Source organism: Acinetobacter sp. SAAs474, assembly GCF_032823475.1.
In the GTDB taxonomy this organism is placed as follows: Bacteria; Pseudomonadota; Gammaproteobacteria; order Pseudomonadales; family Moraxellaceae; genus Acinetobacter.
Window position 1 is genome coordinate 119,152 of sequence record NZ_CP127915.1, and the last position, 21,464, is coordinate 140,615.

Genomic DNA, 21,464 nt, shown 5'->3' on the forward strand with positions numbered 1-21,464 from the left:
TTTTGCTTACACAGAATAAGCGTATACTAGGCATCCTAGCTGTCGAAGCTTTGATGTCTGCATAAAAGATATAAAGCAACGTAGAGAGAGTTCATATGTCTATCCTAAGTTGGGACGATTTAGAAGATGATTCGCAAAAACCAGCTGCACCATCACAGCAGCCTGCGCCCGTCGAACCGCAAAAAGCGGCTCATTCGCAAGTGGTATCTGATCCAGAGCAACCACAGACGCATGTGGCAACTCCACAATCCACTTCATCCAGTCGAAATAGAACAGCAGATTCAACCGATTCGTTGGCAAGAGCATCTGCTTCCCTAGCACATCTTGATGTTGCACCAGGGTTAGAAGAGCTTGAAATGGGCGCACAGCGCGTACAAGTTGATGATAAAGCAATGATCAACTGTCGTGCAGACTTAAACCAACTGGTTCCATTTAAATATGAATGGGCTTGGCAAAAGTATCTTGATGGTTGTGCAAACCACTGGATGCCTCAAGAAGTCAATATGAACCATGATATTGCACTATGGAAATCAGAAAATGGCTTAACTGAAGATGAACGTACCATTGTCATGCGTTCTCTCGGTTTCTTTTCTACAGCCGATTCTTTAGTTGCCAATAATTTGGTTTTAGCGATTTATCGTCATATTACCAATCCTGAATGCCGTCAGTATATTTTACGTCAAGCATTTGAAGAAGCAATTCATACCCATGCCTATCAATACTGTATTGAATCTTTAGGCATGGATGAAGGTGAAGTCTTTAACATGTACCGTGAAGTACCATCGGTTGCACGTAAAGCGGCTTGGGGCTTGAAATATACCCAATCTTTAAGTGATCCAAACTTTAAGACGGGTACACCAGAAAATGATCAAATCTTGCTACGCAATTTAATCGCCTTCTATTGCGTACTTGAAGGGATCTTCTTCTACTGCGGTTTTAGCCAAATTTTATCAATGGGTCGTCGTAATAAAATGAATGGTGTTGCTGAGCAATTCCAATATATTTTACGCGATGAGTCAATGCACTTGAATTTCGGTATTGATATGATTAACCAGATCAAAATCGAAAATCCACAGTTGTGGACTGCTGAATTCCAAGAAGAAATTATTCAAATGATTTTGGAAGGAACCATGCTTGAAATCGAATATGCACGTGACACAATGCCACGCGGTGTATTGGGTATGAATGCGGCAATGATGGAAGAATATTTAAAATTCATCTGTAACCGTCGTTTAAGTCAGTTAGGTTTACCGGAGCAGTTTACTGGTGTGACCAATCCATTCCAATGGATGTCTGAAATGATGGACTTACGTAAAGAGAAAAACTTCTTTGAAACACGTGTCACTGACTATCAAACTGGCGGTGCATTAAGCTGGTAAGCTGATACGTCACGCGACACATAAGTTGTCATTTGCGACAAATGAAATTTCCTTGAATAAAAAAATAGAGCCTAATGGCTCTATTTTTTTATTCCAAATATTAGGTTGGCAATATAATTTTATATTCTTCTTATATGAAATTAATCTAGGAAGCCTACTTCCCAGAAATCCCCCCACCTGATCTAAGATTATAAAATCAGAATATCAATATGACCGATGATAGCGTTAACGCTATAATCATCTATTGACTAAAATTAAATTATTCATCATAAATATCGATTGATTACTATTTCATTATCAATAGATATGGTTTTATTTTTTAATACGAACCTATCCTTAGATTTAACTCAGATAAAATTTTATGTATCAGAATTTACAACATAGCTTTGAAAACCATGTCATTCTCGTTGTAGAGGATGATTATGATATTGGAGATATTCTCGAAAAATATATTAAAAATGAGAATATGCAGGTTATTCGCGCTATGGATGGGCAACAGGCTTTAGAGTACCTTAAAACCCATGCTATTGATCTTATTCTTCTGGACATTAAATTACCCAAAGTTAATGGTTGGGATATCCTACAAATTATTCGTCAAAGCAGCAGTTTACCCGTCATTATGCTAACAGCATTAGATGATCAGATTAATAAAATTATGGGGCTTAAAATGGGAGCCGATGATTTTATTATCAAACCTTTTAATCCCAATGAAGTGATTGCTAGAGTTCAAGCAGTATTAAGACGTAGTATCACTCAAACCATATCGCAAAATATTATTCGCTATCAAGATATTGAAATCAATTTAGAAAACCACCAAGTATTCTTATTAAAAAATAAGTATAAACAATTGCTTAACCTAACTTTAACTGAATATAACATTCTTGTTCTGATGCTAAAAACACCCAATAAGGTCTTTACACGACATGAACTCATTCAAAACTGTATGCCAGAAAGTGATGCATTAGATCGTACTGTCGATAGTCATATGAGTAAATTACGTAAAAAACTTGAAGAAAATGGTATTCATGGCTTATTAACGAATGTCCGTGGTGTCGGTTATCGGTTAGATCAAAAAAATGAAATTTAAATCAATAAAAAACTCGATTGGTATCAATTCCCAATTTATTTTAATGATGAGCCTATTAAATTTGGGGATTACCTTATTATCTTTTGCGTTAGGTTACGTAGTCTATAACTGGGCAATCAAAATTGGCTTTTTAGATGAACAAAATATTAATCCAGATGACTTTTATATTACCTCTGTTGATTTTATTTGGTTTTTCCTAGTGCTGTTAACAGGATTTTTGCTCTCTACTTTTTTAGCTTATCGATATGCTAAACGCTATACTCAACCCATTCATGCCTTAGCCAATGTGATTCAAGAAATTCAACAAGGTAATTTATCATTACGAATTGAAGCACCTCATCATGATATCCCCCATGAAATAAAATCACTCATTCAAAACTTTAATGCCATGGCTAATCAACTCGAAGTATCCGTAAAAAATGCAACGATTTGGAATGCTGCGATTGCACATGAATTAAGAACGCCTGTCACCATTTTACAAGGTCGATTACAAGGTGTGGTAGATGGTGTTTTTATTGCTGACCAACAATTACATCAAAATTTACTCAATCAAGTCGAAGGATTATCTTATCTGGTTGAAGATTTGCGTACATTGACCTTAATTGAAAATAAACAATTCCGTTTAGATCTACAAGAAAATAATTTACAAAGTAGTATTTATAAATGTGTACAAATGTTCCATGATCGCTTTCAAGTCAGACATATTCATGAAATATTCCAGCTAACAGATCAGCCTGTTTTATGTGATGTGCGACGAATGGAACAAGTTCTGATTGCACTCTTCTCAAATGTCTTAAGATATGCCAATTCAGGAAAACTGTTAATCAGTACCTATGTGACCTCAGATGCATGGGTCTTAATGTTAGAGGATGAAGGACCAGGTATTGATGATATTCACCTTGAACATCTATTCAAACCATTTTATCGTTTAGAAGATTCTCGATCGCGTTTAGATGGCGGGACTGGTTTAGGATTAGCAGTCATTTATGCCATTATTGAGGCACATCATGGCCGTATTCATTATTCTAAATCAAAAACATTAGCAGGAAGTTGTTTTACCATTCAATTAAAAAATAATCATTAACATATAATGCAAGGCTCAATTCTTATCTAAAATAAGCGGATAGGCCCATGACATCATATGCTTATTTTCAATCCTCCATAATACCACTGGCACTGGACTGGAGTACTGCGCGATGGTATCTATGAAGGCACCGCAACATAAACGGCGATATCCATGATGATAGAAAGAAATGCCTATCCGATCGTGATCAGCACTCACCCACGTTTCGAATCAAAAAGAACAGTTGTTATGCATGATACCGAGTGGCTATAGTTAACTGATCGGATCAATGGTGATTGTATAATTGAAATATACGCTGACGCTGAGCTGGTTTTGATCCAATATCCTGCTGATCACCATATTTACGATAAAATAGACATTACGCTATCTAGCTGATCACAGCGTAGATTAGTCTCTCATCAGCTCAAACCCAGCGTAAATCATGTATTTACTGATTGATAGAAAGATCATGAACCGCAGTTGTCTGTACTTTCATACCACCGCCCAACGATTTATAGAGTTCAATTTGATTATTTAAATTTGCTTGTTCAAGTGCCAATAACCCTTGTGCAGCACGATATGAACTACGCTGTGCATCTAGAACATTTAAATAGTCATCAATGCCAGCCTTAAAGCGTTGACTGGATAAATCATAAGCAGCTTGAGATGCATTCAACAAACGATGCTGTGCAGATAGGCGATCAGCGAGCGTAGCACGAACAGCAAGCGCATCATTAACTTCAGTAAATGCCGATTGAATCGCTTTTTCATAATCAGATAATGCTATTTGTTGATCAATCTCAGCAACTTTAATATTGGCTTTACGTGTCCCCCAATCGAAAATCGGCAGGTTAATACTCGGCCCAACAGACCAAACGAAAGTACCTGATTTAAATAGCTGATTTAAATCAGTACTGGCATAACCTGCATTCGCTGTTAAGCTAATCGTTGGAAATAAAAGTGCTTTAGCAGCACCAATATCAGCACCTGCGGCAGAGAGTTTAAATTCTGCACTTCGTAGATCAGGACGATTAAGTAAAAGATCACTCGGTAAACCAGTACCGATTGAAGTAATTGAGGTGACCTGCTTTACAGGTGTTTGCGCAAGTAGATGTGTTGCTACAGGTTGACCGACTACTAAATTTAATGCATTTAAAGCTTGAACAACTTGAGTTTTATAATTGGCAACATCAGCACGAGCCGTCTCGACGGAAATTTGTGCTTGACGAACTGAAAGTTCATTATCAAGACCAGTATTAAAACGCTTTTGATTCAGCTGATATGCTTGTTGTTGGCTATTTAATGTTTTCTGTGCTAATGCTAAGTTGGCATTGGCATAAGCATAAGCCAGCCATGTTTGTGCAACTTGACTGATCAAGGTAATTTGAATCGCATCACGTGCAGTTGCTGTCGCCAAATAACGATCCAAAGCACTGTCTTTCAAGCTACGAATCCGACCCCAGAAATCCAGTTCATAAGCCGTGATACCCAAACCGATATTGTATTTGGTTGCAGCTTTTGTGGTGCCTTGGCTATTTTGGCGTAATATCCCGCCATTGGCGCCAATCGTAGGTAATTGGCTATTAGCGCTAATTTGAAACAATTGCTGGGCACGTTCTATATTCAACGTTGCCGTACGTAAGTTTCGATTATTTTCTAAAGCTAAATTAATCACCTTAACTAAACGAGGATCGCTAAAAAAATCCTGATAACCAACTTCAGCGATGGTTTGACCATGAGCATGCGGATAAGCCAGTGGCAGATCTGCGTGTACAACAGGCTCTGGACCACGCATACTTTGGCAAGCTGCTAAAGTAAGGGCAAGTATAGAAACCATTGTACCGCGGCCGAGATAAGGGCAAAAATTTAGGACCATGTTTGTTACTCCTGATGATTAAACATCATAGGGTTATATTTAAAAATACCGATTATTCTGAATATGATGACGATACTCGATAGCGCTTAAATCGATCCATACAACTGTCTGCTTAGATAATTTAGAACACACTATTCATCTATACAGAATCAAATAAAATGATATTGATTAACCTACTATCGCCAATTGATAGGCATCCCATTCTTTTCTTAAAATGGCATATTGCAGCGTATTCTCATATTTTGCCGTTCCATCTGTATTCTTGATAAAAGAAATAAACTCTAAAAAATGTCCTTCCTGACGAAATCCTAAGCGTTCACATAATTTTTGCGAAGCAAGATTATCTTCTTCAACATAGGCATAAATTCGTCGTGTATTAAATTGCTGAAATAGGCAATTCATCACCATTCCAGTACTTTCTTTGGCATATCCCTGACCATGAAAGCGCTGATTAAAGTTCCAGCCAATCGAATAAGTATCGGGCTGTTCTTTCATCAAGAAAATTTCACCAATAAGTTGATCTGAATCTTTTAAACACACTGCAATATAATCATTATTGCGTTGTCTATTACGAATTTTAACCAATGCATCTTCAATCGAAATAATGCGATCAGCAACAAAGCAATGACTGATTGGGTGTGCTAAATAGGCCAATAAATTTGCTGCATCTCGTTCTTCAAATGGTCGTAAAATTAAACGAGAAGTTTCTAATCTAATCATTATCTGTGGTCTCTATACTTATTATTCACTTGAAAAATGGGTTAAATGTCATAGAAATTTAACCCATTCTTGATCAAGTATTAATTTGATCTCTTTGGTTTAGAGAATTTATCTACAGCTCCCATCACCACAATAAAAAAGATGGGTACAAATATAATCGCAAGTAGTGTTGCACTGATCATGCCGCCAAATACTCCAGTACCAATCGCTTTTTGAGTTTCGGAACTTGCGCCCGTGGCAATCACCAATGGAATAACACCACAAGTAAAAGCCAGAGATGTCATTAATATTGGACGTAAACGCAATTTTGCAGCAGCAATCGTCGCTTCAACCAAGCCCATACCTTCTTCTCGTAATGCTTTGGCAAATTCAACAATTAAAATGGCATTTTTTGCAGATAAACCAATAATGGTAATCATCCCGACTTTAAAGAAAATATCATTTGGCATACCACGAAGCATGACGGCAACAAAGGCACCAACCAATCCCAATGGTACGACAAGCATAACGGAAAGCGGAATGGACCAGCTTTCATAGAGTGCTGCGAGCACCAGAAATACGACGAGCATCGACAAAATTAATAGAAATAACGTTTGCGATTCAGACTGTTTCTCTTCTAAAGAAATACCTGTCCATTCATATCCCACGCCTTTAGGTAATTGTTGAATCAATGTTTCCATTTCTTTCATTGCTTGACCAGAAGATATACCAATTGCGGGGCTTCCGGTAATACTTAATGACGGACGGCCGTTATAACGGTTATATTGTTGTGCTGAATTTTGCCACACAGGTGTAATCACCTCAGACAAAGACACCAATTTACCATTTTGACTATTCACCTTAATCTGTAAAATGTCATCAATACTCATCCGCGACTGAGCATCCAGTTGTACGATCACTTGTTGCATACGATCTTGATTTGGAAAATCATTGATATACATTGAACCCATTGAGGTAGAAATAATATCGGTTACATCACTAAAATTGACCCCTAAACTTTGTAATTTATCACGATCAATTTTAAGCTGTACTGAGCTTCCATCTGGTAATCCTTCAGGATAAACATCCATAACAAGTTTACTTTGTGCAGCAAGTGCCAATAATTGTTCTTGTGCTTGCCGTAGTGCAGGCATACCAATATTGCCACGATCCTGTAATCGCAATGAGAAACCAGAAGAACTTCCAAGCTCATCAATTGCTGGAGGCAAGACTGACATCACTTGCCCCTCTGAACTCTCAGCCATTGCATGATTTGCATTTTTAACCACTTCCTGAGCACTAATGGTACGTTCTTTAAAGTCAACCAGATTAGTAAAATACATCGCGGTATTTTGACCTGAGCCACTAAAACCAAAGCCCAGAATTGCCATATTATCTTTAATACCAGTTTCTTGATCTAAGTGTTTTTGAAATTCAGCAACCACTTTACGACTACGTTGTTGTGTTGCATCAGCAGGAAGCTGAATAGAGGTCATAAACCATCCCTGATCTTCTTCTGGCATAAATGCAGTCGGGACATGTTTGAAACTAAAAATCAGTACCATAATAATGCCAAGGTAACATAAGATTGCTGCAACCTTGTGTTGAATAACCTTGAATAAACTACGCTCATATTGATGATTGAGCTTTTCAAAACTCCGATCAAACCATGCAAATATTCCTTTCTTCTGATGATTTTTATCGATTGGCTTTAATATTGTGGCACATAAAGCAGGCGTTAACGTTAACGCAAGCAATGCAGAAAATAGAATCGACACAGACATGGTCATCGTAAATTGACGGTAGATCATCCCCACCGAACCGGCTGCAAATGCCATGGGTAAAAATACCGCAGCCAATACCAAGGTAATGCCAATAATCGGATTGGTAATTTCTTTCATGGCTTTAGAAGTAGCATCAACGGGAGACAAACCTTCCGAAGCCATAATTCTTTCTACATTTTCAATCACAACAATCGCATCATCTACAATAATACCAATTGCCAAAACCATACCAAACATGGTCAATACGTTAATGGAAAATCCAGCAATCAACATCACAGCAAATGTCCCCAATAACGCAATTGGAGCCACAATTGCAGGAATGAGGGTATAACGAACATTATGTAGAAAGATAAACATAACGATAAAAACTAATGCCATTGCCTCAAGTAATGTTGTCACAACCTTTTGAATGGAGACCTTGACAAATGGTGCTGTATCATAAGGAATTGAAAAAGTCATTCCTTGAGGTAAAGAAGCAGTTAATTGTGCTATTTTTGCCTTGACACCTGCTGCAGTTTTAACAGCATTGGCACCGGGACTCATTTGTATCGCCACAGCGGTCGCAGGATTACCATTTTCTAAAATTGCAAAATTATATGATTGTGCGCCCAGTTCCACACGCGCCACATCGGATAAACGCACACTGGCACCATTTTTATTGGAACGTAAACTGATATTTTCAAACTGTTCAACCGTGCTCAGTTGTCCCAATGCCGTTAATGGAATAGTGATTTGCTGCCCACGCACAGCAGGTATATCACCAATACGGCCCGGAGAAATAGGTAAGTTCTGGTTTTGAATTGCGGTATTGACATCTTTAATACTTAAACCATAAGAAACTAAACGGTCCGGATCAACCCAAATCCGCATCGCTTTTTCAGCACCAAAATTTTGTACTTTACCAACACCTTCAACACGTTTAAGTTCTTCAATAACATAACGCGTCATATAATCACTTAAATCAATTTCAGAATATTGATGATTCGGCGAATTCAAACCAACCATCATCAAAAAACCCGATGAGGCGGCATCAACCATCAGCCCTTGTTGTCGTACAGATTGAGGCAATCGTGATTCAATTGCCTTGATCTTATTTTGTACATCAACTTGAGCAAGCTCAATATCTGTCCCCGGCTTAAAAGTAGCACTTACCGTTGCACTGCCGGAACTATCTGAACTAGAGCTGTAATAGAGTAAATGTTTAACCCCTGACATTTCACGCTCAATCAGTGTCACAACACTATCATTCAGTGTTTTAGGTGTTGCACCCGGATAAGTTGCCGTAATACTAATTTGTGGCGGTGCAACACTTGGAAAACGTGCAATAGGCAATTTAGGAATACTCAGTACACCCAATAAAATAATGAACAAGGCAATTACCCATGCAAAAATGGGACGCCGAATAAAAAATTGCGACATTATTTTGTGCCTCCATTTTCATTCTTGATCACAGCTGCTTGCCATGGTTTTATCTTAAGTGCCTGATTTGGCTGAACTCGATCGCCACCTTCAACAATCACTCGCTCTCCAACAGCTAAGCCTTGCATCACCACATAACTATTGTCATAACGTTGACCCAGTTGTACTGCTTTAGTTTGTGCAAAGCCCTTTTGGTTAATCACCATTACCGTTGCTTTACCACTGATATCATGCTGTATCGCTTGTTCTGGGACTAAAATGGCATTATCCACTTTTGCCCGACTGAGATTGACGCGTACATACATACCCGGTAATAGTTGATGCTGTGGATTATTGGCTAAAATACGGATCGTCACATCCCCAGTATCCTGATCAACCTGAGTATCTGAAAATAAAATTTGGCCTGTAACGTTATAAGGCTTTGCTTGACTATTTAAAATTTCAACCTGATTCTCTGCTTGAGAAAGCTGACCCTGTTGCAAGGCTTCTTGTAATTTTTCATAGTCACTAATAGATTGTTTGACATCCACATATACTTTATCAATTTGCTTGACCACCGCCATGGCATTACTATCACCTTGGCTGACTAATGCACCTTCAGTCACCAATATTTCACCAATAATCCCTGAGATAGGTGCGCTGACCGTTGCATATTTTAAGTTAAGTTGTTGTCTTGCGAGCGTTGCTTGCATTTGGGCAACATCGGCTTTGGCCTTACGATACTCAGCTTCAGTATTATTATAATCTTGCTGACTAATCGCATGAATCGGCACTAATTCAGCATACCGCTTTAACAAAACCTGTAAGCGTATCACTTCAGCTTGTGCACGCTGTAAAGCAGCATGATTACTTTTTACATCTGCTTGGAAAACTTCAGAATTGAGCTTAAAAAGGGGCTGACCAGCGTGTACATATGAACCTTGGGTAAATAAAACTTTATCAACAATACCACCCACTTGCGGTCGAATTTGTGCAATACGATATGCAGCAACACGTCCAGGAAGATTTTCAATTAAATGAATAGATTGCGCTTGTACAGTAATGGCACTGACTGTTGCAATTTGCTGTATTTCAGATGCCTGCTGTTGGCTATCGTCAGATTGACTACATCCCATCAATAGTACAGTCATCATGACTGAGCCGATTAAATGATGACTTTTTTTCATGATTTTTTCGAGAGAGTTTTAGATCATACTATTGTTCAATCATGGTGTGGATATCGTGCTAATATTGTGTGGAGATTGTGTGGAGAGATTTAAAAAATTAAGATCTGTATCTCAAATACAGTTTAAAAATCATCAATAGCGTAGGACAACATTTATTTCATCTAAGGGCCGATAATGCTTTATTACGTTCAATAAACTGGCATAACAAAATTAAAATTTAATATTGATGATCATATTTTTTTATATAACGGTATGATGTTAAAGTAACAGCATACGGTTTGATTAAGCATCTAAAATTGGATGTATTTTAAGTCAACTGTTATGTAGAAAATCATATCTTCATAATCAAATATCTCATCTCAATTAACCAAAGTATATATAGCAAGTCAATCAACTACTTTTATTGATACATTTCTGACCAATTTGCATATATTTTTTATTAATCACCAAAAAGATTTTATTATCGCCAATCAATGCCTGATCACGATATTCCTCGCCTGGCAATATATAAAAATGGGTTGCATCTTCATCTGTACCGTTACAACCTTGATGAATAATCACACGAAAAAAAGTATTTCCTGTATTTTTTAATAGCCCTTGTTTTTCATCTAAATGGTATTGAAAATTTTGTTTACGTGGACGCACGATTAAAATCGTACTTAAAGCCACTGAAGGTAAATAACTTGGTGATCGTGTCGTTGCGTTATTATTGAGCGATGTTAATGGTGTTTCAACAAAACTGACGCGATAATAACGCTCTTTATTATCTTGAGGACCTCGATAAATAAGCTTAAAAAAATCAGTAGATTGTTTATCAATAGTTTTTCTTAACGGTGTATACAAAATTTCTTTTTCTTTACTATTGATACGAACTTCATTTGTATTACTGGGTTTTTCTATTTCATAACTTTGAATAGTATATAAATTCATACTATTGGTATCATTGGTCAAATATTTTGCCATGATATTTTCATCACTGCCCATTTCATAAATATAGGAAGAAAAATACATGGCCTGACTGCTTAAACTAAAAAAAGCAGTCACTAATCCAATTAAAATCAAAGCAAAATATTTCATAAATTATCGATTCACACCAATCCATTTGGCTTCTACTTTAACATCCCCTTCCGCATGTACACTGCCTAACCAATCTACGCCTTTATCTATGGTAAATTGAGAAACACGGTCATTCATCGGAAATCTTAATTTTAAATCAGTCGAATAAAAATAACCAGATTGCTGCGTATCCCATGGTTCCACTGTCCAAGCAGCATGGGTTAAATCCAATGTTGCACTGGCATTACAACCACTATATTGTTCAACTATATTTCCTGTTTCATGGGTATAAGACAAATACGCTGGAATCGCCACATTAAGACTATTATCATTTGATTTAAATAAACAATAACGCATTGATTTTACTGTGGTAGATTCACCAATGACGCTTGCTGTAACGGTATCAGCTTTACGTGGTGCCGATTGTGTCACAATATAGTTAAATACGATATCCTGTTCATTGTCACCAATTTTACCCGATTTGACATCTTGGCTTAGATCTTTATGGCGAATACTAATGCCATATTCACGAGGAATAATATCAATATCAATTCCTGAAGAAAACTGATAATAGCCTGATTGTGGTGTTTCTGTATTATTTACAGCAAAAGTAAATACACCTCTTTGACCACCAGTTGTTGCTTGAGCATTTAACATTTTTTTAAAAAATGCTTTAGTAAATAAAACCCGAACAAAACCATCACCAGTTACAAACATACCATTCATACTATTATCTGTACCAGTATAATTAAAACGCTTCCAAACCCCATTTCCACCATCTATTTGGATATCTCGTGCAGCAAGTGAAATATTATTTAAGAGAGCTGTATCAACTACCATATAAAAACGTAAGTCACTTGAAAAGGTAGAAGGTGTGCCCTCAATATTATATTGCAGCATTTTACAAGCAACACCTTGCTGATTATCAGAAGAGCCTAAGATAAGATCTTCACAATATTGAGAATTGGGTCTTAAAGTGGGTGTGCCGTCTGTCGATACCCAAATTTCAGTAAAAGCATTAGTATCTAACAATGTAATATCAGCTTTTTTGGTAACGTTTAACTTAGCTTTTCCCCATCTACCATTAGGTGTATCCTTACAACGCTCACCTTTTGCTGCATCGTAACTGTCGCGTGTAGAACAATAATTAAAGTCATAGCTAACCATTGTACCAACTATTTGATTTTTTAAAAACTCATATGCAGGCATTGCAAAAGAGCCACGTGCAATCCCGCCATTAGCCGAACTAGATCCCCCTTTTATGCCATAAGCACCATATTGATCAACACTTACTGCTGGTAAAAATCCAGTAGATGGACAAGCTGCATTATTCGTTCGACAACGTATCCCTTGAAAAGGATAAAGCATAGCTGAATTTTCTAACCATAAGTCAACATTTGCATTATTAATAAGACCAGTATCAGTTCCCATATAACCTAATGAATCTTGCTTATTTTTACCGTATTTGGTCCAGACATTATTCCCTGTAAAACGTGGATTTAACTTTTCAGCTGCAATAAAATATTCTTTATCGATATTATTCTCAAAAAAAACAAAAGTATTATTTCCTTCGGTATCATATTTTGTAGGGGGTGTCGCTGCATAACTTAAATGTTGAATACAAACAGTTCCGACTGCTAAAAATAATGCTTTATAATTAATCATAACGACGTGCCTCTAAATTATCTTTACCATGAGTTGCCGCTTTATATATACAAGAGATTTCACCCAACCAAGCCACACCTTGTTGTTCTTTCAATGATAAAGTTGATTCACAAATATCACCATTTTCTTTAACAATAGTAATCACTGGATATTTTTTATCGACATCTAAAGAAAATTCACCATTAAAATCGGTTTTGGTTTTACCAATGTGGTTATTGAGCTGAACATGTGATGCAATTTCGCCATCTGGATAACGAATACGCCCAAAAATCGTTACCATCTGTTTCACATCAGGTTCAATTTTGGCCACATTCCCTGGATATAACACCACGGTATTTTTACGTCCCTGACCAATGCTGACACTATCCATTGAGTTTTTATCACTTCTTAATTCAACAGTATATTTTTTATAAGGTGCTAAAGGAATAAAATTACGATTACCACTTAAGGTATAATCTTGACCATTAATCAATGCCGACATTTTGGTACCACGAGGTAAACCGGTATTGATCAACACGCCAGAACCAAAATTATTATTTCCAAGCCCGATCGAAAAATTCGAACTAGCAATCGAGCCTTGGGTAGTATAGTTAAAGTTTTTACTATGTGCCGATGCACTGGCAGATAAAGTGCCTGAATTAATGGTAGTTTGATAAGATAAATACGCAGATGCAGAGAAGTCATCCTGATTTAAATAATCATTTTCTCTTTTAATAACTTGTTTAACATCAACACCAATACCATTAATGATGCTATTGCTAAAATTCTGTTTATAACTGGCATTAGCCAATAAATTACTATTACGGCTACTGATCCCCGCACTAAACCAGCGCGAAATTGGTAAACTGACATCAACAAAAATATATTTATCTTGATCCGAACGTTGACTCTCATAGGTCGATTTTTGTATTCCCGTTCTTAAACTGATATTGGCATAACGGGTATTAAATAAGTTTTGAAAATATTCAATATTGGTATTGGAATACTCACGTAATAAGCTTTTAGAATAACTGACATTTAAAAAACCTAGGCGTTCATAAAGTTGTTTAAAGTTAAAACTCAAACCTGCATCAAAGCCATGATTTTCCGTAAAATATAGTTTATTGCCCTGTTCACTTTTATTATAAGACCCCCAAACACTACCATAGCCTTTTGGTAAGTTATAACTTAATGCAATTGACCCTAAATAAGAAGAATCTGTCGCCAGCATTGCTTGTGCTGTAATATTGGTATTTGGATTAAAGGATAAAGTTGTTTGTGCTTCTGCAACAGCATTTTCATCAAATGCATAAAACGTGGATCTCAATGCCAAACCAGAAAGTACATTATAGTTTTTAGCCAGAGCTGCACCCATCAGCCAGGTATCTTGTTTACTGACTGTATTTAAATAAAGACTATTATTATTCTGGTCTTGTTTATAATATTCCAGCATTCCACCAAATAATTGCCAGTCCAATTTACCAGTGACACTGGAACTACGCCCATAAGATTTATTGACCTGAGCCGTTGTGGTAGTTTCCTGACCATCAATAATGGTTTTTAATTCAACATTATAAATACCATAAGGAAAGTTAGAGGTGTCAATTTCATGACTCCCCATGGAGAAATTTTGAATACTCAACAAACGACCATCACGGTAAATCTGTACCGTTCCAGCACTAGGTAAAAACACCACAATAGGAGTCAAAGACTGTTTATTATCTTCAATCACTGTATTACTTTTAGTCCCATAGCTGAAACCATAAATTTTACTGGTACTCAGTGCAGATAAACTGGCAATCGATTGCATACTCCAGGTATCCATCATCCCTGCAGCTAAACGACGTCCTGCAAAATCACGCTCATACATGGCCCGATATAAATTGCTTTGTACGTTACTCGTTCCAATCCCATAAATAGAACCATTTAAATTAACATGATGCTCTTTATAAGAACTCATGCTGTCCAAACTTAAATAGTTGGAAGAATTTGATAAACTATCATAGTCATTATAAGAATAACCAAAACGATAATTTAAAATGGAAGAAATTTCATTCGATGTCGCTTGAGCCAATACATCTGAACGTGGAATTAAACTCGTTGCCAATGCATTACGATCTACGGCCAATTCCAGATACATCGATTCGAGATTCATATTTAATGTTGAATCATCATTCACTTTAATCTGCATACTATGATTAAAGCTTTGATCAAGGGTCTGTAAGCGATCTTTTAACGCTGGTGATAGGGTTGTGGTTTGCTGATAACCATTAAAATCAATTGCCTCAACATATAATTGATCATTTTTATAAACAATTTTTGCATCCGCAACTTTCTGCTCACTCTTACCCTGTTTTATTGAGGCATCTTCTGTATATTTTAAATATACAGGGATACTAATCCCTTGTGCCAAAGCGCTCGACAATACCTCTGGGAAGGTATAATCCCCGACAACAATACGTTTTTCTCCAGCATAAGAGAACGTGGCCGCCAAAGTGCACCCCGTAAATAAAACGCTGGGCAATAAATGAGTTTTCATAGGCCTTTATTTACATTAATATATTGTCCAGCATACCAAATGCCTAAATGAGCTTTTGGCGCATTCCAATCAGTAAATTGTAATTTCACTGAAGTTCCAGGCATGACGTAATAGCGTTCACGACAGCCTTTCCCATCAATCTCTTTCTTCTTATCTAAACATGGACCTGCCGCAACAATACGAAAGCTGGCATTGCCGGTATTGGTAATGGTGCCATTGGCATATTGATAGTCGAGTTTGTCTTTACGTGGTGCAACCACTAAAATGGTATTAATAATCGCAGATGTGGTGGCAAGTGCCGCTTTATTGGCAGTATTGTCTTCTGCACCCAATACAGGGGCATCTAACCAAGATAAACGGTAATATCGTTCTTGATCATCTTCTGGTCCGGTATATAAAATTTTAAAAACATCTTTCCCCCCTCCAGGCAATACCAATCCTGCAGGGGTCGATAATACTTCCTTATTGTCATCTTTGATAACAACACCTGCTGCTGTTGGAGAGGTTATTTTTTCTATTTTTAAGCCAATATAACGTGCAACATTGGTGGTGTTTTCAACTTCTTTAACAATATTTTTTTGATGTGAATCAATAATCGAGGTGATATCACCCACATTGACTGCATGACTATGAATTGAAATTAAACAAATACAAATAGAAAGAATTTTTTTCATTATTATCAGTCGCTCATCCATATTAATATCTGGGAAAGATATGAGGGAATATTTTCCCTCATACCGTTACAACTACGACATTATGGAGTGTCCGACCATAATGCAGTAAATTGAACTGCGACTTCACCATTCCACATCCCATCAGCCAATGATGAAAAGTCTGTAGCTGCGCTACCATCTGAAGTAGCATCATCAATGGTAAACTCAAAACTACCTTGCGCTGATTCACGCCCACTACTTGCATAAATAGATGATTGTGCAAGTGCATCTAAGCCAGCACTAACCATCGGATTTTTAGTGCTAATTAAAGTTGTTGGAGTCGCTTTGGTTAACTTTGTACCATTCCACGCCACACCGACATTTAAAGTAGATGCATCAGATCCACGTGTTAAGGTATTGCTAATCAATTGTGAAGTAAGCTGAAAATCAGTTGCGCCAGCTTGACCTTCAATGGTGACATCAAAGGCACCAGTTTGCGTATTAAATGCTTTTAAACCTTCTGCATATTGAAAGTTTAAAGATTTTAATGGAGTAACTACCAAAATTGATTGAGTGTCTTTTACCGCAGTTGCATCCCATTTTGCAGTTGCAGATGCAGTGACAGGAAAATCAGCAGCAAAAGTTGCTGTAGCCATTAAAATAGATGATGATAACAATGCGAGTTTTGTAAGTTTATTTTTCATAGAGACCTCTGAATATATTTAATTATCACTTAGTTCATGTGTCTTCATAATGATCATATATTGCTATAATTCTTATTTAACATCATGAGATTAAGCCAGTTAAATATAAACAGTTGTCAAAAAAAATAATGCAGTGAATTATGTTATGAATTATGTATTCATGTTACTTAATTACCGCATTACTTACATAATAATGCATAAAAAATAACCGTTTTTTTTACATAAAAACATCTTTGCTTACATTGATCACTTTATATACAAAATCTATGCAACGAATATCTTTTTGCATTAATAACGCTTTTTCAGTGCTCAAAAATAATCGCTTTTTTTCTTAATATTTAATTTGATTTTTAGTATTTATATATAACCTATACAAGGTAATGACCTAATAAAATCAAAGCAGATAATCAAAATATCATTTCACTCAACGCATGATTTCGATCTCATTAAAATCAAAGCTACATTGGATACAACATATTGAATGATAAATTAAACTAGGGCGTGTCCTCATTTGAAGAATAATATTTAAACGCCTAGAATTAGGCTCTACTTTATCTCCATTTCAATATTTTTCAATGGCACGTACTCTTCTCACAGATGATATTTGGCAACAGATTCAAGTAACAATGAAATTTCATGGTTGCTATAGCTCAAAGAACAGTAGAAATATTATGGAAGCTATTTTATGGAAACTACGCACAGGTGCGACATGGCGTGATATTCCTCAAGAGTTTTGCCCTTGGAAAACTGCTTATAACCGTTTTAATCGCTGGGCTATGAAAGGCTTATGGGATAAATTTTTTTCAAACTACGAGGCAGCTTGGACCAAGAATGGGTATTCATTGATGGAAGCTACATACGCGCGCATCAGCATGCAAGTGGAGCTCGGCATGGCTTCGAGCGTGCAATTGGACAATCTCGTGGAGGACTCATAACAAAGATTCATCTTGCAACCGACGCGAATGGATTACCGATTGATTTTAAAATCACTGGGGGTGATGTCCATGACAGCCAAGTTGCAGAACACCTAATAGATCTAATTGAAACAGCAGATTATCTAATCGCGGACAAGGGATATGATTCTGAATATATCAGGAAGTCTGCTAGAAATCGAAAAATGATACCTATTATTCCATTAAGATCAAATAGTAAGAAATTCAATCTTGATTTTGATAAGTACTTATATTGCTTAAGACATTTAGTTGAGAATGCCTTTGCAAGATTAAAACACTTCCGTGCAATAGCAACTCGATTTGATAAACTCGCACGTAATTATCAGTCTATGATTTATATCGCCTGCATGTTCATTTGGTGTAAATCTAAATGAGGACACACCCTAGATATTGAATGAGCAATAGCATTCAATCAAAGAAAAAATCGAGTAATTCAATGAGAAATTTAAGCACGTTAAGATGATATTGCTATGCTAAAAAGGTGATGAGCTTTATTGACTTTTCTCGTATGCCTATTACGATCTGGGGGTGTTTTCGCTATTACAAAAAAGCCTCATTTTTTACATCTGCCTCTCAATTTCATCTATAAACGCTGCACCCATCAATGCGATTATCGTATATAAAGAAAAATACGCCTCATCACATTGAGATATCCATCTATGAATATAAAAAAATACGCGCTGGCCTAATCTTAAGTGTAACTACTTTCGTATTGGCTTCAACTGCTTTTGCGGCAGAACATGTGCAATATCAACAACAAAAACCACAGCAACATCATAGCAATCACACTAAAGCACAGCCAAAAACGAAACATATACCAACAAAATCGCATCATCGGCCACATCATGCTCAATCAGTAAAAAAAATTGACACTTCAAAAATTTAACAGCGAGATATGCTGAGTGATATCTCGCTTTTTTTAAGCGAAATGCATCTGCATCTGAATATGCGGAATTCCGCAATCTAGATAAGACCTTCCTTCAGATACAAATCCTAATTTTTCATAAAATGCAGTGGCATAACACTGTGCAGATAAAATTAAAAAGGGTCTTTGCTGCTGCTGTGCAAATTCAATAATCTGTTGCATCAACTTAAAACCAAGACCTGTTCCACGATATTCTTTTAATACCGCTACCCGTCCGATACGATGATCATCGGTTAATCTGGCCGTGGCAATCGCATATGAATCGATATAGATGACAAAATGGATACTCGATGCATCCAATTCATCCCACTCCTCGCTGGCAGGAATTTGCTGTTCTTCAATAAATACCTGTTGTCGAATAGATTTTGCATCTTGAGATAATTGACTCCAATCACCCGATTTAAATTGACCACTCATCGTCCATAATTCCTTTAGGCTTAATCGATATCATGTAAAAATACCTAACATTTACACCCTAAATCTTGTTGCTGCCATTGATTATTTAACAATAGCTCTAAAGCATGTTGCTCAATACCATACATCTGTTTTAATGCAGCAATTTGCGCAAGCACATCTGCATCTGGCTGTTGTATATCTTGACGTTTGATGGCCAAAATCATTTTATTTTTACTGGTATGTTCCAAGGCAACAAATTCAAAAACCTTGGTTTCATAACCATACGCTTTAAGTAATAAGGCACGAATGGTATCAGTTAACATTTCTGCTTGTTGTCCCGCATGAATACCAAATTGCAACATTGGTTGTAACACTTGAGGTGCTTGCAATTGTGGTCGTAATTCTTTATGACAACACGGCGCGCACATAATCACTTGTGCATGCAGACGAATGCCTGTGTGAATGGCAAAATCCGTTGCGATATCACATGCATGTAAGGCAATCATGACATCTAACTGTTGTGGCTGATAGGTTCTGACATCTCCCTGAAAAAAATCCAAATCTTGAAAACCCGATTTTTCTGCTACGCCTTGACAAAACTCAACCATCTTAGGATTCAGCTCTACACCAGTGATGCTAGGTTTTTGTTGATTTTTTTGCATATAATCATATAAGGCACAGGTTAAATAACCTTTACCCGAACCAAAATCAACCACATGTAAAGCATCATCCTTGGCTGGAATTTGCTGTAATGCACCTGCAAAGATTTCAACAAATTTATTAATTTGCTTCCACTTTTTCGCCATACTCGGAATGATTTGTGCATGAGTATCACTAATGCCTAAATGATATAAAAATGCACTATCCTGCTCAACATAACGCTGTTTAACGCGATCATGACTTTGTGGCTGTTTATTTTTAGACACATTTGTCTGAGGGTGAATATGCAACATGACTTTCTTTTTGTTTTTTTTCAACTGAATGATTTGATCCTGTAAAAATAAATTGGCCTGTTTACATTGTGCCAGTAATTCTGCGACTACATCATATGCTGTAGGTAATGAATAATTTTTAGTGATGTCTTGTGTTGAATAATGATATAAAGCACTTAAGTAAGCTTCACTTTGTAACATAATGACTCTCAAAGTGATTTTTTCTAAATCAACTAAACTGCCTTTATATTGACTTAAAACAACCTTTTCAAAATTTTTATCTGCAACAGCCTGTTGAATTTTTTCTAAAAATTGTTGTTCCTGTCGTGTAACAGTAATCATTTGAGACATGCGATTAACCTAAAAATAATGCTCTTTACAGTTTAAAGTGTATTACTTTAAATGCAAAATTAAATTATTATACAGTTGTATATTTTTATAAAGTATAAAACAGCATGAAAAATAATCCTCCCCTCGTTGAAAGCTATGATGAGCAAGAAGAACGTATCAATTATCTCAGTCATGGTTTAGGTGCATTGCTTTCATTAATCGCAGGAGTATTGTTGATTATTAAAGGCGCTTATTTAGACATCGCACAGTGGAGTGCACTTTGGATATATGCGATCAGTTTAGTCGTATTATTCTCTGCATCTGCACTGTATCACAGGGCAACCACAGCAGATCGTCGACATTTTTATAAAAAACTTGATCACACGGCAATTTATTATTTAATTGCAGGTACTTATACCCCATTTCTTGCGATTGCTATTCCAACAGCGAAAGCACACTATTTACTTATTTTACTTTGGGTGATTGCACTGATTGGTACCTTATTTAAATTGGTTTTTATTCATACTTTCCAACGGATTTCACTGATTGCTTATTTGGTGATGGGATGGCTAGCATTACTGGTTATCGATGATATGAAACACTTCTTAAATGATCAAGCATTAACCTTACTGATCGCTGGCGGTATAGCATACACGGTTGGTGCATTGTTTTATGCTTTAAAAAGCGTAAGATACACACACGCTATCTGGCATATTTTTGTACTGATGGGGGCAGGATTACAATTCTTGTCAATCTATCTGTACGTGATTTAATCCTTTTATTCTCTGTATTTTAGTGACCCTAAACGTGTTGAAAAAAGGTTGCCGTTGTTTTTTTAAGAAATTACGCCTTTTTTAAA

At 36.6% G+C, this 21,464-nt stretch carries 17 protein-coding genes; 6 read left to right on the forward strand and 11 right to left on the reverse strand.

Annotated features, from left to right (window positions below; translation table 11 throughout):
* Positions 1-95: 95 nt before the first annotated feature.
* From QSG86_RS01595 to adeS, 3 genes are all read left to right on the forward strand, one after another.
* Complete coding sequence (locus tag QSG86_RS01595) at positions 96-1,379, forward strand: ribonucleotide-diphosphate reductase subunit beta (protein WP_317029909.1); 1,284 nt, start codon at positions 96-98, stop codon at positions 1,377-1,379.
* A 361-nt stretch (positions 1,380-1,740) separates the two neighbouring features.
* The gene (adeR, locus tag QSG86_RS01600; protein WP_317029910.1) at positions 1,741-2,466 is read left to right on the forward strand and encodes an efflux system response regulator transcription factor AdeR; all 726 of its coding nucleotides are present in this window, start codon (positions 1,741-1,743) and stop codon (positions 2,464-2,466) included.
* A complete protein-coding gene (gene adeS / locus QSG86_RS01605; protein ID WP_317029911.1) occupies positions 2,456-3,550 on the forward strand; it encodes a two-component sensor histidine kinase AdeS in 1,095 nt (364 codons plus the stop codon). The genes adeR and adeS overlap by 11 nt, the downstream gene beginning before the upstream one ends.
* 427 nt (positions 3,551-3,977) lie before the next feature.
* Here adeS and adeC read toward each other — a convergent pair whose 3' ends face one another.
* The 9 genes from adeC to QSG86_RS01650 all read right to left on the reverse strand — a co-directional run bounded on the left by adeC (position 3,978) and on the right by QSG86_RS01650 (position 17,069).
* The gene (gene adeC / locus QSG86_RS01610; RefSeq protein WP_317029912.1) at positions 3,978-5,405 is read right to left on the reverse strand and encodes an AdeC/AdeK/OprM family multidrug efflux complex outer membrane factor; all 1,428 of its coding nucleotides are present in this window, start codon (positions 5,403-5,405) and stop codon (positions 3,978-3,980) included.
* 168 nt (positions 5,406-5,573) lie between these two features.
* Positions 5,574-6,125: a GNAT family protein gene (locus tag QSG86_RS01615; RefSeq protein WP_317029913.1), complete on the reverse strand. Its 552-nt coding sequence runs from the start codon at positions 6,123-6,125 to the stop codon at positions 5,574-5,576.
* An 80-nt stretch (positions 6,126-6,205) separates the two neighbouring features.
* On the reverse strand, positions 6,206-9,310 hold the full coding sequence (locus tag QSG86_RS01620; RefSeq protein ID WP_317032633.1) for a multidrug efflux RND transporter permease subunit: 3,105 nt from the start codon (positions 9,308-9,310) through the stop codon (positions 6,206-6,208).
* The gene (locus QSG86_RS01625; protein ID WP_317029914.1) at positions 9,307-10,473 is read right to left on the reverse strand and encodes an efflux RND transporter periplasmic adaptor subunit; all 1,167 of its coding nucleotides are present in this window, start codon (positions 10,471-10,473) and stop codon (positions 9,307-9,309) included. Before QSG86_RS01625 ends, QSG86_RS01620 begins: the two co-directional genes overlap by 4 nt.
* 390 nt (positions 10,474-10,863) lie before the next feature.
* Positions 10,864-11,550, reverse strand: a complete 687-nt coding sequence (locus tag QSG86_RS01630; RefSeq protein ID WP_317029915.1) for a molecular chaperone — start codon at positions 11,548-11,550, stop codon at positions 10,864-10,866.
* A gap of 3 nt (positions 11,551-11,553) precedes the next feature.
* A complete protein-coding gene (locus QSG86_RS01635; RefSeq protein ID WP_317029916.1) occupies positions 11,554-13,194 on the reverse strand; it encodes a hypothetical protein in 1,641 nt (546 codons plus the stop codon).
* The gene (locus QSG86_RS01640; RefSeq protein WP_317033356.1) at positions 13,187-15,712 is read right to left on the reverse strand and encodes a TcfC E-set like domain-containing protein; all 2,526 of its coding nucleotides are present in this window, start codon (positions 15,710-15,712) and stop codon (positions 13,187-13,189) included. The genes QSG86_RS01635 and QSG86_RS01640 overlap by 8 nt, the downstream gene beginning before the upstream one ends.
* Entirely contained in the window at positions 15,709-16,386 is a 678-nt protein-coding gene (locus QSG86_RS01645; protein WP_317029918.1) for a hypothetical protein, read from the reverse strand. Before QSG86_RS01645 ends, QSG86_RS01640 begins: the two co-directional genes overlap by 4 nt.
* Positions 16,387-16,466: 80 nt before the next feature.
* The gene (locus QSG86_RS01650; protein WP_317029919.1) at positions 16,467-17,069 is read right to left on the reverse strand and encodes a common pilus major fimbrillin subunit EcpA; all 603 of its coding nucleotides are present in this window, start codon (positions 17,067-17,069) and stop codon (positions 16,467-16,469) included.
* Between the two features lie 575 nt (positions 17,070-17,644).
* Between QSG86_RS01650 and QSG86_RS01655 the strand changes: the two genes are divergently transcribed.
* Positions 17,645-18,396, forward strand: a protein-coding gene (locus QSG86_RS01655) for an IS5 family transposase (protein ID WP_410487433.1) whose coding sequence is annotated in 2 segments (ribosomal slippage) — positions 17,645-17,867 and positions 17,867-18,396 — 753 coding nt in all. Because the reading frame shifts where the segments join, the coding sequence is not laid out codon by codon here.
* A 230-nt stretch (positions 18,397-18,626) separates the two neighbouring features.
* Entirely contained in the window at positions 18,627-18,908 is a 282-nt protein-coding gene (locus QSG86_RS01660; RefSeq protein WP_317029921.1) for a hypothetical protein, read from the forward strand.
* A gap of 33 nt (positions 18,909-18,941) precedes the next feature.
* Here QSG86_RS01660 and QSG86_RS01665 read toward each other — a convergent pair whose 3' ends face one another.
* A complete protein-coding gene (locus QSG86_RS01665; protein ID WP_317029922.1) occupies positions 18,942-19,364 on the reverse strand; it encodes a GNAT family N-acetyltransferase in 423 nt (140 codons plus the stop codon).
* 44 nt (positions 19,365-19,408) lie between these two features.
* Positions 19,409-20,626, reverse strand: a complete 1,218-nt coding sequence (locus QSG86_RS01670) for an SAM-dependent methyltransferase (RefSeq protein ID WP_317029923.1) — start codon at positions 20,624-20,626, stop codon at positions 19,409-19,411.
* A gap of 104 nt (positions 20,627-20,730) precedes the next feature.
* Here QSG86_RS01670 and trhA point away from each other — a divergent pair, with 104 nt between their 5' ends.
* The gene (gene trhA, locus QSG86_RS01675; protein WP_317029924.1) at positions 20,731-21,378 is read left to right on the forward strand and encodes a PAQR family membrane homeostasis protein TrhA; all 648 of its coding nucleotides are present in this window, start codon (positions 20,731-20,733) and stop codon (positions 21,376-21,378) included.
* Positions 21,379-21,464: the final 86 nt, after the last annotated feature.

Coding starts and splice junctions, on each gene's coding strand:
- QSG86_RS01595 (WP_317029909.1), top strand. CDS start 96: ATGTCTATCCTAAGTTGGGACGATTTAGAAGATGATTCGCAAAAACCA.
- adeR (WP_317029910.1), top strand. CDS start 1,741: ATGTATCAGAATTTACAACATAGCTTTGAAAACCATGTCATTCTCGTT.
- adeS (WP_317029911.1), top strand. CDS start 2,456: ATGAAATTTAAATCAATAAAAAACTCGATTGGTATCAATTCCCAATTT.
- adeC (WP_317029912.1), bottom strand. CDS start 5,405: ATGGTCCTAAATTTTTGCCCTTATCTCGGCCGCGGTACAATGGTTTCT.
- QSG86_RS01615 (WP_317029913.1), bottom strand. CDS start 6,125: ATGATTAGATTAGAAACTTCTCGTTTAATTTTACGACCATTTGAAGAA.
- QSG86_RS01625 (WP_317029914.1), bottom strand. CDS start 10,473: ATGAAAAAAAGTCATCATTTAATCGGCTCAGTCATGATGACTGTACTA.
- QSG86_RS01630 (WP_317029915.1), bottom strand. CDS start 11,550: ATGAAATATTTTGCTTTGATTTTAATTGGATTAGTGACTGCTTTTTTT.
- QSG86_RS01635 (WP_317029916.1), bottom strand. CDS start 13,194: ATGATTAATTATAAAGCATTATTTTTAGCAGTCGGAACTGTTTGTATT.
- QSG86_RS01640 (WP_317033356.1), bottom strand. CDS start 15,712: ATGAAAACTCATTTATTGCCCAGCGTTTTATTTACGGGGTGCACTTTG.
- QSG86_RS01645 (WP_317029918.1), bottom strand. CDS start 16,386: ATGAAAAAAATTCTTTCTATTTGTATTTGTTTAATTTCAATTCATAGT.
- QSG86_RS01650 (WP_317029919.1), bottom strand. CDS start 17,069: ATGAAAAATAAACTTACAAAACTCGCATTGTTATCATCATCTATTTTA.
- QSG86_RS01660 (WP_317029921.1), top strand. CDS start 18,627: ATGCGATTATCGTATATAAAGAAAAATACGCCTCATCACATTGAGATA.
- QSG86_RS01665 (WP_317029922.1), bottom strand. CDS start 19,364: ATGAGTGGTCAATTTAAATCGGGTGATTGGAGTCAATTATCTCAAGAT.
- QSG86_RS01670 (WP_317029923.1), bottom strand. CDS start 20,626: ATGTCTCAAATGATTACTGTTACACGACAGGAACAACAATTTTTAGAA.
- trhA (WP_317029924.1), top strand. CDS start 20,731: ATGAAAAATAATCCTCCCCTCGTTGAAAGCTATGATGAGCAAGAAGAA.